Below are 15,417 nucleotides of genomic sequence, written 5' to 3'. Positions count from 1 at the left end.
ATCAGTGGATTAGCGTTAGCATCTGATAAACTTGACGTTGATCTCCTTTCAACCGGACATAGCGGCACTGCATTTGAGAAGAGCCGTCGCCATCCAAATAGATGCCGTCTACTAATCTTCGGTCGCCTAATCTTTCAAGAATGGCTGCTCGGAACTCTGCAATTGTACAATTCGTAGGGGTAACAACCATGTACACGTTTTCTTGGCTATCATAAACAATGGCCGAACGCATACGACTTTCGTCATAAGCTGGCATCTCCTCTAGAATCATATCGTTCTCCCAATCCAAACGATCGTTAAGTCTCATGCTGACGCCCCCTTGAGCCCAATAATGGTGCTTATCTGTGACGGACAACTCGCCGGCATGTGTGACTACTTGAATCGAGAAGTGTTTCGTGATGTCATCCCATACGAGTGTTCCACGTTTTAAATTTGTGTCTATACCAGTATTGTACCAGCCAGAGCCATAATCGCCTGGTAAACCTTTCAGAGGTTGATCGTTGAGAACCGCAATGCTCAACAAAGCTCCTTCCCAGAAGAATCCCCCGTTGATACCGTAGAAAGGAGTCTTCGTTACATTCGTATCGATGGCTTGAAGTCGAATATTATCCGGAGTAGTTCGTATTGTATGTAAGAGGACACCGTTAGAAGCTTTTTGTTTTTCATAATGATAATGATGGGGTAGTTTGAAGTCTTTCTGATAGTAATTAATGAATGAAACAAGCAAAATTGCAAGAGCCATAAGCATAAGGTGATAACGGTTGAATTTTGTTACTAACAGTTGCGAGATTCTCGAAAGGTTCACTTGTTACTCCTTATTGGATCATTCTATCGATGTCCCAAGAATATCATGAACTAGCAATAGATGTATATAAAAGGCTGAGGGAGGTGTTTGATATTGCTTGGTAAACGTATTGGTTTGGGTTCGAGTTGTGAAGTATACGAATGGATGGACAGCAATAAAGTTGTCAAACTTTTCAATTTGGACACGCAAGCGGATGCTGTTCAACGTGAATTTCGCAACTGCTATATCGCCTGGGAGAATGGACTTTCAACAGCCCGTCCCTTTGAACAAGTTAGCTGGGAAGGAAGGCACGGTATCGTTTTCGAAAAGATCGAAGGAGAAACGTTTTTGGATCGAATATTTGAGGGACTGTATGCTTTTCGAACGTTTGATTTTAACGAACCAGATCATGATCTGCGAAAATTAGCGGCAGTTCTGAATGATATTCATCAGATCAAAGTCACCGGCATAGCTACCGAGCAAATTAAGCATTTAAAATCGATTATTGGTCATCCGGCCGTGTTTACGGACGACGAATTATCTGCGATTCATACCTACATGGACCAGCTGCCTGTACAACGTCAATTCTGTCATGGCGATACGAACCCAGGGAATGTCATCATAAAAAATAATAAAATGTATATGGTCGACTGGATGCATGCTATCATCGGCAATCCCGCCGCGGATGTCGCGGAAGTTTGTGTAATGATTGAATTTGCTGTATTGCCGCCAGAAACCCCAACTGCTGTCAAAGATTTCTTTGAGACTTCACGACAAGTCGCCCTTAACATTTTTATAGATGAGTACTGTAAGTTATCGGGGCATACTGAGCAAGAAATACGAGCCTGGTATATACCGGCTGCTGCTCGTTCCATCTCATCGGGAGCATTGGCCGAAGAACAAGTTGCAAAGCTTGTATCTATGATACGAAATGCTCTATATGCTTCCTAAAGAAGGCTGCCGGCACAGAACCGGCAGTCTTTTACGCAGCCAAAGAATGATCAAGCATCATGATTGGTCTCGTTAGAATAACTATCCAGTACGAATGACTTGAACATTTGGGCTGGGAAATTTAATTCTCTATCTTTATTTACAATAATGCCATGGGTGGAGAATATCCCGGTAGGCAAAGGCAACGATTGGAAGTCACCTTCTTCCAATTCTTTTTCAGCTGCTATTTTGGGAATTAAAGCAAATCCAATCCCACACTTCACAGCTTTTTTAATCATTTCAATACTAGGATATTGAATCGCACCACTTGTTTCAACCCCAGTCTCCTCTAAGATCATGTTGGCATGTGTATGGTACAAGCAGCTGTTACCAAAGCTGATCGCGGCTTCATGGTTTAGCACTATTAAACCATCCGTTTCCACTTTTTCCGTCAATTCATGTGAGGCAATAAAAATCAATTCTTCCTGCAGCATAGGGTAAAAAATTAGGTCTTCTCGCCCAGGATCTCGAGGTACAATCCCAAAATCAACAACATGCTGAGAAACATCGTCAATAACATCTTGATGGTAGCCCGTTTCCAGCTTGAATTTAACCATTGGATAATCAAAGCGAAATTTCTCGATAAGCGATGCCATTCTCGTCACAAAAAAAGATTCATGCATACTTAAGTGAATGGTCCCTCTTGGTTGATTCGATTCATTCATGGCTTCTTCCAAAGTCAGCCCTAAATGGACAAATTGATGTGCAAACTTGGCAAGTTTGAGGCCTGCTTCCGTTGGCTTTACTCCTCTTGATAAGCGGTAAAAAAGTTTCTGACCACATGCCCGCTCAAGTAATTGAATATGGTTGGTAACCGTAGACTGAACATATCCTAATTTCTCTGAAGCACGATTAAAGCTTTTTTCCTCCATCACGGCAATAAATGTCTTGAAAAATCTCCCCTCTAGCAAGTCAATCATAAGTTTCTCTCCCTTTGGTTATCAGGTTTCGAAATAACAGATATTGAATCTTTCCATAACTGAAATAGATGAGCCTATGATAACATAACGTCTAAGCAACGCAAACGGATTGAAAGTTTTTTATTGGAGGGAATATGGGAGGGAGATAGGATGAAGACGATTGAGGGGCTGCATGCAGAGAAAGAATGGTTTACCAAGCTATTGAGGAACGACAGGGTTACAGGTTCCGAGGCAATTGTCAGAAGTTTGCTGATTGAAGGTGTGGAGTGTGTCTTTGGAATTCCTGGAGGAAGTGTTCTGAACATTTATGATGCCATTCATGATCTTCCGGAATTAAAACATATTTTAACGCGACATGAGCAAGGAGCTATTCATGCAGCAGACGGTTATGCACGTGCTACTGGAAAAGTTGGGGTTTGTTTTGCAACATCGGGACCTGGGGCGACGAATCTGGTTACGGGAATCGCCACCGCGAATATGGATTCTGTTCCATTAGTTGTGATTACAGGCAATGTTTCTACGGCTTTACTTGGAACGGATGCTTTCCAGGAAGCGGATATTACTGGAATCACAATGCCGATTTCAAAACACAACTTTTTAGTCCGTGATGTCAATGAACTGCCGAAGATTATTCATGAAGCCTTTTATATTGCTTCTACTGGTCGTAAAGGCCCGGTCTTGATCGATATTCCGAAAGATATAACGAGTCAACAAATGGAATTTCAATATCCATTAGAAATACCTGAAATTCGCGGCTACAAGCCATATGTTCAGCCGAATCTTACGCAAATCGAAAAGCTGCTCATGGCGATCGAAAAAGCGGAGTGTCCTGTTATTCTGGCCGGCGGAGGCGTTATCTATTCGGATGCTTCCAAGGAGCTGCTCGAATTTGTAGAGAAAACCCGAATCCCCATTACAACAACTTTACTTGGATTGGGAGCTTTCCCAAGCGCACACGAATTATGGATGGGCATGCCGGGTATGCATGGAACATACACAGCGAATAAAGCTTTGCAAAATTGCGATCTGCTTATCAGCATTGGCGCACGTTTTGACGACAGAGTAACAATGAAAACTAGCGGATTTGCTCCAAAGGCGAAAGTAATCGCTCATATCGATATCGATCCCGCAGAAATCGGGAAAATCATGCAAACGGCGATCCCTTGTATCGGCGATGTAAAATCAGTACTACAAAAGGCTAACGTTCAAGCGAAACCGGCCAAATCAGAGGCGTGGTTGACTGAAATTCAGGAAAACAAAAGAGAGTTTCCACTTCGCTACACGGATTCAGAAACAACTCTAAAACCACAATTCGTTATTGAAATGATCAGTGAAACCAGCAATGGTGAAGCAATTATTACTACGGATGTGGGCCAGCATCAAATGTGGGCCGCTCAATTCTATCGATTTAAACACCCGCGATCGATGATTACCTCAGGCGGACTCGGGACCATGGGGTTTGGTTTACCGTCCGCGATAGGGGCACAAGTAGGCAACCCTGAGCGACTCGTGGTGTCTGTCAACGGTGACGGAGGGATTCAAATGTGTACACAAGAGCTTGCGATTTGTGCAACGCATAACATCCCCGTGAAGATCGTTATTCTGAATAATCAGGTTTTAGGCATGATCCGGCAATGGCAAGAAATCATTTACGATAACCGGTTCAGTCATATGGAGCTATCAGGCAGCCCAGACTTTGTAAAATTAGCGGAAGCCTATGGTATTACTGGCCTAAGGGCAACCAATAAAGATGAGGCTCGAGAAGCGTGGAAAAAAGCGATGGATATTCAAGGCCCTGTACTGATTGATTTTGTGGTTAGCCAGGAAGAGAATGTTTATCCGATGGTTGTCCCAGGAGCAACGATAGACGAAATGATCATGGGGGACGAAAAATGAAACGGCACACGATTTCTGTACTTGTAAACAATCATCCAGGCGTTCTACAGAGAGTTGCGGGATTATTCGGGCGTCGCGGCTATAACATTGACAGTCTCCGCGTAGGTAAAACGCAAGATCCTGAATTGTCACGCATGATCATTGTGACGTCGGGGGATGATCACACGTTTGAGCAAATACAAAAGCAGCTAAATAAACTCATCGACGTTATTCAAATTGTTGAATTACCTGATACAGCATCAGCCCAATCAACAGAAATAATGGAGGTAGATATACCATGAAAACTCTTCATCATGATACGGAGTTCGACAATGCTATGTTATTTTATCACTATGTAATGGTTATGAAGGAGGGGAAAATGATCGGAGGGGGCCTTATTGAAGCCTATAATGACTATGAGATACAAATAGGCAACAAATTATATGCACGTGAAAACACGAGTTTTATTGAAGCGCCGGCTCCTCAAGCCCCTATTTCTCTGTGATTATCTCTTCCGCCAGCTTTAATTCAGCAATATGATTGGATAATAGGTCCATGAATAAACGGGTAGCTTGACTTAGGTATTTATCCTTATGATGGATGATGGCAATTTCCCTGCTCAGCGTAGGATTCTCGATTTTTATTGCTTTTAGCTGCGTGTCGTTGTACAAATTCAAGTATGTTCTGGACAGGGCAGTCACTCCGGCACCAGATTTGACAAGTCCTATAATGGTTTCGATGGCGGTCGTTTCGATGATGGGTTCAATATTAAAGCCAGAAGTACTGCTTGTTAAATCAATAATTTGCCGGCATTTGTGAGTTTGAGGAAACATGATGAACGGATACTTGTTAATTTCGTCAAAGTTAATGCTTTCTCGCACTGCCAGGACATGGTCCTTAGAGACCGTCAAATAAATATCTTCTTTGTATAGAGGATATTTGACAACCCGATCATCTTCAACAGGAAGAATGGTGATGGCCAGATCGATCTGATTTTGTATGACTCTCTCCACAACATCGTCAAAATTAACGATTTTGATCTGTACTTCAGGATAGACTTGGTGAAAATCGATCAACAAGGACGATACGAGCTGCGTGAGTTCTCCGGGTAATGCACCTATGGATAAAGTTCCACGTGTGACCTTTTGGAGCTCCATAATTTGCACTTTGACATTTTTTATGGATGAGAAAATGACTTTGCATTCGTTTAAAAGAATGTGGCCGGCTTCTGTTATGGCAATTTTTTTACCGATTCGGTCGAATAAGGGGACTCCAAGCTCATCTTCCAGCATCTTGATTTGATGACTTAGGGTCGGCTGGCTCATACCCAGTTTCTCCGCAGCCTTTGTGAAATGCAATTCTTCACAAATTGCCGCGAAATACTCGAGTTGTCGAAACTCCATCTAGGTTACCTCACTTTGATGTTCATCTGGACGTTATTAGGATGTACGATGTATAAATGATTCATTTAACGAATGATAACAATAGAATATTGAATATTGATCCTTTTCATCAATTCATTAATAATGTTACTTATGTTGGTGGAAGGAGTGATTTTATCATTTATACAACGTATACCCTGAAAATGCAAGATGAACGAAATTGTTATTTCAACATCTACCTTTTAATAGGTAAAATCGAAGGAAATAAATCAAATTTTAGAAAGTAGTGACTATTATTCATGCAAACCATAACTGCCGTACAAAAACAAAAAAGCATCGGTTCCGTTCAATTTTTACCCGTTAATCTATTTGCGTCGGTTATGGGAATATCAGGACTGGCATTGGCTTGGAGACAAGCAAGTAAGCTATTTGGTGCTCCACTTGTTATCGCTGATATGATTGGGATCATTGCAGTTCTAGCATTTATCATATTAAGCATAGCTTATATTTCGAAATGGGTTCTATACCCACAGAAAGTCAAAGCCGAATTCGTTCATCCCATCATGGGCAATTTTTTTGGTACGATCACGATTGCTATTCTATTGCTATCTTCCGTAATAGGTACTTACAGTCATATCGTAGGGCAAGTGGTTTGGGTAATCGGAACCGTAACGACATTAGTGCTTTGTTTTATCATTGTTACACGCTTGTTGAATGGGAATATTGAGCATGGTCACGCGGTGCCTGCTTGGTTGATTCCTGGGGTAGGGACCCTGGATATTGCCGTTGCCGGCGGGTCAATGCCATTCCCATGGGCACATGAAGTTAATTTGATTTCGCTAGCGATTGGCGGAGTTGTTGCTCTGATTTTTCTTACCATGATCTTATCCAGATTGATCCACCATGCTCCTATGCATTCGGGTTTAACACCCTCCATGCTTATTATGATTGCGCCGTTCGAGGTTGGTTTTCTCGGTTATGTGAACTTCGAGCAACGAATTGATCAGTTCGCGTCCATTTTATATTATTTTGGCTTGTTTCTGTTCATTGTGTTGTTCTTCAAAGTATTCAAAAAATCGATCCCGTTTGGAGCCTCTTGGTGGGGCGTAAGCTTTCCTCTTGCAGCACTCAGTAATGCCGCTTTGCAATATGCTATGTTTGTGAATTCCTGGCTGTTAATTGCCGTCTCCGCCGTTATTCTGGTCGTGCTTAATATCGCATTAATCGTATTATTTATTCGCACGCTGAAGGCTTTATTTAATGGGAATTTACTAAAAGGTTAATAATAGAACTGTCATAGTTAGGATTTGTCGAAAGGAGACGATTGAAATGATCTGGAATACGCTACGATCAAAAAGATTTTTGTCAGCATATTTGTTAGTTATTCTGATGCTTGTTGCAGCAGTCGTGCTAAATCAGAGAGATATACTCTTCCCGGAAATCGCCGGTATGGCGATGGGGGTTATGGTTTTTCCTGTCGCTCATTGGATCAAGAAGCCTGTTCATCTGTGGCTTGCTCCAACCATAGGTGCATTCATTGGTACTGCATTGAACGAGTTGACTCTTATGACGCAGCCGAAAATATTGCTTGGTCTTGTGATTATTGTCATTCTCATGCACTTATTTCGCGTCAATTTTGGACCGACGATTCCTGCGACTTTGCTGCCGATTTTCTTAGGCTTGCATGACTATGTTTTTGCAACAACTACAGCTGTATTTACGTTTGTGATTATGTTAGCCGCTTTTAGAATGAGAAAATCAGAAAATTTGCCTGAGGGCTCTGAAAAGTTTCGCAAAAAAACAGACACGGTGATCATCACCATTATTTTAGCGCTTTGGATTGGACTGGCTTTCGTAACGAATCTGGAAGTGATTGTGGTTCCACCGGTATTTGCCCTCATTTTCGAAGTGTTTCATACAAAGAATTTTCATTGGAAATTGATTCCGCCGCGTCTAGCCGTATTGACGGCAACAGCCATTCTTTCCGTCGGGGTTTTACATTTATTGGAAGGATCTATTATTTGGGTTGGTGTCATCAATGTTGTGATTACGCTCATTCTCTGTAAATGGTTTAAAACACCTGTTCCCGTTGCCTTTGGTGTCTCATTGATGCCGCTTATATTCCCGGCCTGGGGGACATGGGGGTTTCCAGTAGGTGTCTTTGCCACAACAGGCGTTTTGATGTGTATCTCTGCGGCATACCGACAGTTGAGAAACACACAAGCAGTACAAGAATAAACCAACCAGAAGAGAGTGTAGTGTCATGAAAAATGAAGATTTGCTCGCTGTGCTGAAAGCTTTATCGAATGAAACCCGGCTCAATATCCTCTGCTGGCTGAGTGAACCGGATAAATTGCACAAGGATTTGCCCAGCGAGATTCAAGTTGAATTTCCTGGAGGAGTTTGTGTGGCGGACATTCAAGAAAAAGCCGGTTTAGCACAGTCCGTGATCTCCACCTACTTGTCTTCCATGCAAAAAATCGGATTGTTGGAATCGCGTCGTTATGGTCAATGGACATATTATCGACGTAATGAGGGAGCTATCGATAACTTTTTGGAGGACTTTGCCGCGGGGATGCAAGCCAAGAAATTATAGGGTTATAAGTAGAATACCAGTTTACAAAAAAGGGAATCATTTGATATTATAAGGTCAATATTGAACGCGATGATTAGAAGAGTAATGGAAGATGATCTTGCACAGAGAGCTCCGGCAGCTGAAAAGGAGTAAAGAGCTTTTCCACGAAACAAGTCTATGAGCAGCATGTCGGAACCTGCAAGGGGGGTGGCATGACGGGCGCTCCCGTTATTGAGCTAGAGTATAAGCATTGCCTGCAATGCCGTACTTGAAGAGGTTAATATGGCGACATATTAATGAACCTGGGGTGGTACCACGAAAATTTCGTCCTCAAGACTGAACGTCTTGGAGGTGAAGTTTTTTTTATTTTCAAACCACTTTTGCGTTTATTAGGAGGAGTCTGAATTGAACAAGATGCAGGAACATTTGGCGGACAATTTTATCTTAAAGTTAATTCATGAGGAAATGAGAGAAAAAGCATTCGGCAGGGAGATGTGCACAAGGTTTCCCCCTGAGCCCAACGGCTATCTTCATATTGGAAGCGCCTACGCCATACACACGAATTATACAATTGCCCGTAAGTTCGACGGGAAGTTTCATTTACGCTTTGACGACACCAATCCTCTGAAGGAGGATATCAAATATGTGAACGCGATTATAGAGGATATCCAATGGCTTGGTTACGATCCGGGGGAACATATCTACTATGGCTCGGACTACTCGAACGAGATCTACAACGCCGCAATCACTTTGATTAAACGTGGGAAAGCCTATGTCTGTGATTTAACGCCAGAGGAAGTAACCGCGTATCGAGGCACATTGACGGAACCAGGCATAGATAGCCCATATAGGAACCGAACCATCGAGGAAAATCTAGAGCTTTTGGTGAAAATGAAAAATGGCGAATTCCCGACTTCATCTAAAGTGCTTCGCGCCAAAATCGATATGCGTTCATCCAATTTGAATCTAAGGGATCCAGTCATTTATCGCATCATTCATGCGGAGCATTATAGAACGGGGGATGACTGGTGCATCTATCCCATGTACGATTTTGCTCATCCTATTCAAGACGCCATTGAAGGTATTACTTATTCTTTATGTTCTATTGAATTCAAAGATCATAGGCCCTTATATGAGTGGGTCTTGAATGAGTTGGAGATTCCTGAGCCTCCGCGGCAAAGGGAGTTCGGCCGGTTGAACTTAACTGGTGTCGTGACGAGTAAACGGTTTTTGAGGCAGCTGGTAGAAGGGGGATATGTGGATGGTTGGGATGATCCCAGACTTCCCACCCTTCGAGGATTGCGAAGAAGAGGTTTTACACCAGAAAGCATTCGCACCTTTATTGAGGAAATTGGCAGCATTCGAACTCAGAGCACGGTAGACATTTCCCTATTGGATCATTGCCTGAGACAGGATCTAAAAGAAAAGACCGTCACGGTTATGGCTGTTCTTCAACCCTTGAAGGTGGTCATTACCAACTATCCGGAAGATGCCGTAGAAATGTTATGGATTGAAAACAACAGTGAAAACGAGGCGCTTGGAAAGAGAGAAGTTCCTTTCTCTAAAACCATTTATATCGAACGTGAAGATTTCATGGAAGTACCCTCTAAGGGTTTTCACCGGCTTAGTCTTCATGCTGAAGTAAGGTTGAAGGGAGCCTATTTCATTCGGTGCGAAGAAATCATACGGGATCACGCTTCGGGAGAAATTACAGAACTCCGTTGCACCTATGATCCAGAGACCAAAAGTGGTTCAGGATTCACCGGGCGTAAAGTAAAGGGTACGATCCACTGGGTTTCAAGCGAGCAAGCCGTTAAGGCTGATATCCATCTCTATGAGAAACTGCTGCTTGACCAGGAAGTTCCGAAAGACAGTGAGGATTGGATGAAACTGATTAATCCTAACTCGATGGTTACCATAAATGAAGTTCTCATGGAACCTTACATTCAAAAAGCACACCCGGAACAAAAATTCCAGTTTCTGCGGCATGGTTATTTTTCGCTGGAAGCCAAAAGCAGCGATAGACTTGAGTTTAACCGTGTCGTACCATTAAAAGATGCTTGGAGCAAAAAAGAGAAATGAACAAAGAAAGGCATCCGAGTGCTTCTACAAATCGAGGAGGGATTGCATGGGTGCTGATAACAACAAGCTGAAGGTTTTGGGAGACTACCTGAAGTCAAGAAGGGAGCGATTGCACCCGGAGCAAGCGGGTTTTCAGCATTCGTATGGACGGAGGAGAACCCCGGGACTTCGGAGGGAAGAGGTCGCTATTCTGGCAGGTGTTAGCGCAACCTATTATACATGGCTGGAGCAAGGACGAGAGGTGACAGCTTCCAGGGAAGTTATAGAAAGCATTGGAAGGGCGCTTCAATTATCCTCAGATGAAAGGCTGCATTTACTGCGTTTGTGGAGTCCAGAAAACACGGGTGCACCTCAGAGACAAGAACAAATAAAGCCTGAATGGCAAAGTATTATTGACCACTTGGCTTTTCCCGCATATGTCGCGAATGACAGAACAGAAGTCATCGCCTGGAACCAAGCGGCTTGCGAGATCATCACCGATTTTTCATCGATGTCCAATGAAGAGCGTGTCCTCATGAGGATTTTTTTCATGGACTCCTATTTTCGCAATCATATGAGGAATTGGGACGAATTTGCGCGATATTCCGTAGCGGTCTTTCGATCTTATTTAGAACGTAATGATGGTGATGTTTGGTTTAAAGAAACGGCAGAACGATTGGCAGCCGACTGTTCTGAGTTTGACTCGCTTTGGCGTATGCACGATATCCAGTTGAAAAAGACGAGCCAATTTCTTCTAAATCACCCTGGAGCGGGCGAGTTGGCCTTTGAAATCAACTCCTTCGTCAGCATAAATGCCGATTCCGATCTACATTTCTGTATTTTCACACCGATAACGGGTACGCCAACGGAGAAGAGATTAAAGGATTTTCTTGATAAGGTTTTATAAGATCAACGTAGCCTAGTAATCTGGTTACCCGTATAAACATACTGTGGTTACCTCCTTTTAGGTTGACTATACTGAGTTCATAGTCAACCGAAGGAGGTTTTTTATATGAAAGCTATTGTGATCGATCGACCGTGTGAGGCTGCAGACCTTGTCGTGAGGGAGCTGCCGGAACTCCAACCAGCACCAGGCATGCTCACCATTAATGTTGCCTATGTGTGAATTGGATATGTGGATGTCCTGCTGCGCCGAGGGGAATTTGGGTCTCTTATCCCTATGCCGGTTGTACCTGGACTCGAGGTATCGGGGTACGTTAAAGCAATAGGAGAAGGCGTGAAAGGCTTCTACATCGGACAGCCGGTAGCAGCGATGACACTAATGGAAATGGGCGGATATGCGTCGGTAGCCCAGGTAAAGCCGGAGTTGACAGTCCCTTTGGATCAATTGGGAGGGGAGCTTGATATGGCATCGGCTGCCGCAGCTATCGTCAACCTGACGACGGCCTACATGACAATCAGGAACGTAGCCAGAATGCGAGCAGGAGAAAACGTGTTAGTTCACGCGGCAGCAGGGGGGCTGGGCAGCTTCTTGGGACAAATGGCGAAAGTTTCCGGAGCAGGCAAGGTCTTTGGCACAGTCGGGAGTATTGAAAAGACAAAGCTAGCCACTTCTTTAAGTTACGATGAGCTGTTGATACGATCTGATTTCATTGAGCCAATCAATAAGATGATAGGTCCACGCAATGTCGATATCGTTCTGGACCCGGTAGGCGGCGATATGCGTATTCTTAGCCAAGAACTGTTGCGTCCAATGGGACAAATCGTAATGCTCGGAAATGCTAGCGGCACAGAGGATGTCCCGCAATCTTCTAACGATATTTGGTTTTCTAACAAATCCATGAAAGGGTTTAATATCGGGGCATATAGCCAATCTGCTCCTGCTGAAGTTGGTAAATCGGCGAAAGAAGCGCTAACTCTGATGGCAAAAGGCCAGATCAGGGCGGAAATATTCGGAGTCTTCCCTTTGGAGAAAGCTTCCGAAGCTCATGAGCTTCTTGAGGAGAAGAACACGGTGGGTAAACTTTTGCTGAAAGTCGGAGGGTAGTTGCTAGGGCTTTGCGAGCTTCTTGTTATAGTTTAAAGCTATAACAGGATATAGGAATAAAAAGTTACCTTTTCCAGGATAGTCAATGCTATCATTACAGTTATAGCGAAATTGAGGCATGGGGTATCATAGTTCTGGAGGGTAATGTTGAATATGCTAAAAGAGAAAATACAAAGTAAAGAGGCGGGCATTTTGACCTATGGCATGACGCCTCCGAAGATAACGAATACCTCAGATAAGGTAGCTGAGATTGCACGGAAACAAGTTGAAAGAATAAATGACCTCGATATAGATGCATTAATTTTGTATGATGTTCAGGAAGAAACGGATCGAGTTGAACAAGAAAGACCCTTCCCGTATTTGCCAACGATGGATCCTGCAACCTATAGCGATGAGTATTTAAATCAATTGCGAGTTCCCCAAATTATATATCGTTGCGTCGGCAGGTACAGCGAAGAACAATTCGTGAATTGGGTAAAAGCCGATATGGAACAGGATCGATACTCTGTTTATGTGGGTGCTTCTTCCAGTAAACAAGAGATTAATTTGGAACTTTCTGATGCTTATGATTTAAGCAAGAGATTAAATAACAATTTAACTTTTGGGGGAGTCGTCATTCCTGAAAGGCACATGAAAAAGAATGATGAGCACTTAAGAGTGAATCATAAGACGCAAAATGGATGTTCCTTTTTCGTCTCGCAAGCCACCTATAATGTGGAGGCATCGAAAAATTTCTTATCGGATTACTATTATTACTATACAAATAATGGATTAGAAATGGTGCCAATTCTGTTCAATCTCGCGCCGTGCGGTTCCGAAAAAACATTAGAATTCATGAAATGGTTAGGAATCAGCATTCCGACATGGCTAGAGAATGAATTGCTGTATTCAAAAGATGTACTGGACAAATCGATCAGATTGTCACTAGGCATCTTTGAAGAGATTTTAGAGTTTGCATTGGAAAAAGGGATTCCGATTGGTTGTAGTGTTGAAAGTGTCTCGACAAGAAAAGTTGAGATCGAGGCATCTGTTCAACTCGTCAGAGATATAAGATCTATGTTGGACAAAAAATTGAAAAGAAACGTGCTGACTTCGATCTAGTAACGTGAGGTTAACGTTTTATAACGCAACAGGGAGCAGTTCTGCCGCGGCAGGATTGCTTCTTTTAATTTATCAAGAATCATGCGTGTTCCCGATTGACATTTCCTGAATATGGGAATATGATGAAATAAAAATGAATGAACGATTCATTCATCCGAAAGGAGTCAGATCGTGATGGAGCAATTGAAAACCAAGCCGTGGAGTGTGTCGGGGAAATATGTGCTTATTACAGGAGCGACTAGCGGTATCGGGCTTGCGGCAGCCAAGGAACTGGCGGTTCGAGGAGCAGATTTGGGAATCGTGGCGCGAAGCCAAGTTAAGGGGAACGAGACTGTCGAACAGATCCAGAAGTTGACTGGAGGCCAAACGAAAGTAGACGTCTTTCTGGCAGACCTTACCGATCAGCTGTCGATTCGCAGCGCAGCTTCCGAAATTTTGACGCGGTGTCCCCGGATTGACGTGCTGGTTAACAACGCAGGTGCGATGTTCGTGAAGCGGATCTTGACCCGAGACGGTATTGAGAAAACTTGGGCGGTCAACCATCTCGCACCCTTCCTGCTAACGACACTACTCCTTGATCGGCTGAAGATGAGCGGTCAAGCACGAATCATTACCACGTCTTCCCATGGGCATAAGATGGCGAAAACAGGCATTGTTTTTGATGATTTAACCGCTGAGAAGCGCTATAGTTTCCCTCAAGTCCTATTGGGAGGGGCCAATTTCCGGTATGGAGAGACGAAGTTAGCAAATATTTTGTTCACGACAGAATTGGCCCGTCTCCTTGAGGGAACCGGAGTGGTCGCGAACTGCTTTGATCCGGGGCTTGTCACGACTAATTTTAATCAGGATAACGGCTTGCTGGCCCGGATGACGATGGCGGTCATGAAACGATTCTCCCGGCCAGTGGAAAAAGGAGCAGAGACGCTCGTCTGGCTTGCGGATTCGAATGACATTAGTGGAGAGAGCGGTAAGTACTATATGGATATGAAGGCAGCGATTCCTTCGGCTGCTGCCCTTAGCGGGGAAATAGCACAGAAGCTATGGGAAGTCAGCGAGTTTCAAACTCAGCATTTGAAATTAGGATAGAGGAGAGTCACTAAGATGTCGCAAACGAATCACACAACGGAGAGCAAGAACGATGAAAGGCGAGAGCAAATAAAAAAGGCTGCGCTTAAAGTGTTCGCAAGCAAGGGAATTGCCGGCACGAAGATCAGCATGATTGCTGCGGAAGCCCAAATCAGCCAAGGTCTTACGTACCGTTATTTTCAGTCCAAAGAAGAACTGTTCACACTCCTCGTTCAGGATGCTGTAGAAGAGGCACAAACATCGATACGTAACGTACCGATACTTCCCGGAACTCCACTAGAACAATTCAAAGCGCTGACATGGAGCATGTTGGACGACACCAACAAGCACTATTTCTTGCTTATTCAGCAAGCTCAAACTGCGGAAGGCGTGCCGGAGCAAGCTAAGTTAGCAATTTCGCGGTATCGTCCCCAGGATACGATGGATTTGTTAGTTCCAATCTTTGAAAAAGGGCAGGAACTTGGTGAATTTGGAGAAGGTGAACCACGACAAATGCTCTTCCTTTATTTTTCCGTTGTCACTGGGTTAATGATACAAGAGACTCATGCGGGTAAGGGGTATTGGCAGCGGGAAGTGAACCGGTTGATCAAGCTCTTGACCTGATTGTTAGAGAAACCCTCGCCATATCGTGGTGA

At 43.6% G+C, this 15,417-nt stretch carries 16 protein-coding genes and 1 other annotated feature; of the genes, 13 read left to right on the top strand and 3 right to left on the bottom strand.

The window, feature by feature from the left end:
- Window position 1: 1 nt before the first annotated feature.
- Complete coding sequence (locus RQP52_RS08275; RefSeq protein WP_315950749.1) at window positions 2–805, bottom strand: hypothetical protein; 804 nt, start codon at window positions 803–805, stop codon at window positions 2–4.
- A gap of 93 nt (window positions 806–898) precedes the next feature.
- On the opposite strand from RQP52_RS08275, the gene RQP52_RS08270 reads away from it, so the two are divergent.
- Window positions 899–1,735 (top strand): phosphotransferase family protein, encoded by an 837-nt coding sequence (locus tag RQP52_RS08270; protein ID WP_315950748.1) that lies wholly within the window; start codon window positions 899–901, stop codon window positions 1,733–1,735.
- Window positions 1,736–1,785: 50 nt separating this feature from the next.
- Here the strand turns inward: RQP52_RS08270 and RQP52_RS08265 are convergent, their stop codons facing one another.
- Window positions 1,786–2,694 (bottom strand): LysR family transcriptional regulator, encoded by a 909-nt coding sequence (locus RQP52_RS08265; protein ID WP_315950747.1) that lies wholly within the window; start codon window positions 2,692–2,694, stop codon window positions 1,786–1,788.
- Window positions 2,695–2,844: 150 nt separating this feature from the next.
- On the opposite strand from RQP52_RS08265, the gene ilvB reads away from it, so the two are divergent.
- The 3 genes from ilvB to RQP52_RS08250 are packed head-to-tail and all read left to right on the top strand — an operon-like array spanning window position 2,845 to window position 5,074.
- Entirely contained in the window at window positions 2,845–4,590 is a 1,746-nt protein-coding gene (ilvB, locus tag RQP52_RS08260) for a biosynthetic-type acetolactate synthase large subunit (RefSeq protein ID WP_315950746.1), read from the top strand.
- Window positions 4,587–4,871, top strand: a complete 285-nt coding sequence (gene ilvN, locus RQP52_RS08255; RefSeq protein WP_379171996.1) for an acetolactate synthase small subunit — start codon at window positions 4,587–4,589, stop codon at window positions 4,869–4,871. The genes ilvB and ilvN overlap by 4 nt, the downstream gene beginning before the upstream one ends.
- Window positions 4,868–5,074, top strand: coding sequence for a hypothetical protein (locus RQP52_RS08250; RefSeq protein WP_315950745.1), 207 nt, complete (start codon window positions 4,868–4,870; stop codon window positions 5,072–5,074). Before ilvN ends, RQP52_RS08250 begins: the two co-directional genes overlap by 4 nt.
- Here the strand turns inward: RQP52_RS08250 and RQP52_RS08245 are convergent.
- Entirely contained in the window at window positions 5,061–5,972 is a 912-nt protein-coding gene (locus tag RQP52_RS08245) for a LysR family transcriptional regulator (RefSeq protein ID WP_315950744.1), read from the bottom strand. The genes RQP52_RS08250 and RQP52_RS08245 overlap by 14 nt on opposite strands.
- A gap of 278 nt (window positions 5,973–6,250) precedes the next feature.
- Between RQP52_RS08245 and RQP52_RS08240 the strand changes: the two genes are divergently transcribed.
- The 9 genes from RQP52_RS08240 (at window position 6,251) to RQP52_RS08200 (ending at window position 15,385) form a co-directional block, all read left to right on the top strand.
- Window positions 6,251–7,234: an SLAC1 anion channel family protein gene (locus tag RQP52_RS08240; protein ID WP_315950743.1), complete on the top strand. Its 984-nt coding sequence runs from the start codon at window positions 6,251–6,253 to the stop codon at window positions 7,232–7,234.
- A 46-nt stretch (window positions 7,235–7,280) separates the two neighbouring features.
- On the top strand, window positions 7,281–8,189 hold the full coding sequence (locus tag RQP52_RS08235; RefSeq protein WP_315950742.1) for a hypothetical protein: 909 nt from the start codon (window positions 7,281–7,283) through the stop codon (window positions 8,187–8,189).
- A gap of 25 nt (window positions 8,190–8,214) precedes the next feature.
- Window positions 8,215–8,547: an ArsR/SmtB family transcription factor gene (locus tag RQP52_RS08230; RefSeq protein WP_315950741.1), complete on the top strand. Its 333-nt coding sequence runs from the start codon at window positions 8,215–8,217 to the stop codon at window positions 8,545–8,547.
- 60 nt (window positions 8,548–8,607) lie between these two features.
- Window positions 8,608–8,861 (top strand) — a binding site (T-box leader).
- A 79-nt stretch (window positions 8,862–8,940) separates the two neighbouring features.
- A complete protein-coding gene (locus RQP52_RS08225; RefSeq protein WP_315951490.1) occupies window positions 8,941–10,608 on the top strand; it encodes a glutamine--tRNA ligase/YqeY domain fusion protein in 1,668 nt (555 codons plus the stop codon).
- A gap of 46 nt (window positions 10,609–10,654) precedes the next feature.
- Window positions 10,655–11,494 (top strand): helix-turn-helix transcriptional regulator, encoded by an 840-nt coding sequence (locus tag RQP52_RS08220; protein ID WP_315950740.1) that lies wholly within the window; start codon window positions 10,655–10,657, stop codon window positions 11,492–11,494.
- A gap of 228 nt (window positions 11,495–11,722) precedes the next feature.
- On the top strand, window positions 11,723–12,595 hold the full coding sequence (locus RQP52_RS08215; protein WP_315950739.1) for a quinone oxidoreductase family protein: 873 nt from the start codon (window positions 11,723–11,725) through the stop codon (window positions 12,593–12,595).
- A 153-nt stretch (window positions 12,596–12,748) separates the two neighbouring features.
- Window positions 12,749–13,696, top strand: coding sequence for a 5,10-methylenetetrahydrofolate reductase (locus RQP52_RS08210; protein WP_315951488.1), 948 nt, complete (start codon window positions 12,749–12,751; stop codon window positions 13,694–13,696).
- A gap of 174 nt (window positions 13,697–13,870) precedes the next feature.
- A complete protein-coding gene (locus tag RQP52_RS08205; protein WP_315950738.1) occupies window positions 13,871–14,782 on the top strand; it encodes an SDR family oxidoreductase in 912 nt (303 codons plus the stop codon).
- 15 nt (window positions 14,783–14,797) lie between these two features.
- Entirely contained in the window at window positions 14,798–15,385 is a 588-nt protein-coding gene (locus tag RQP52_RS08200; protein ID WP_315950737.1) for a TetR/AcrR family transcriptional regulator, read from the top strand.
- Window positions 15,386–15,417 lie beyond the last annotated feature (32 nt).

The sequence above is a fragment of the Paenibacillus violae genome (genome assembly GCF_032461945.1).
GTDB lineage: Bacteria > Bacillota > Bacilli > Paenibacillales > NBRC-103111 > Paenibacillus_E > Paenibacillus_E violae.
Note: the sequence above shows the minus strand (reverse complement) of the source record. Positions and strands in the feature narration are given on the sequence as shown.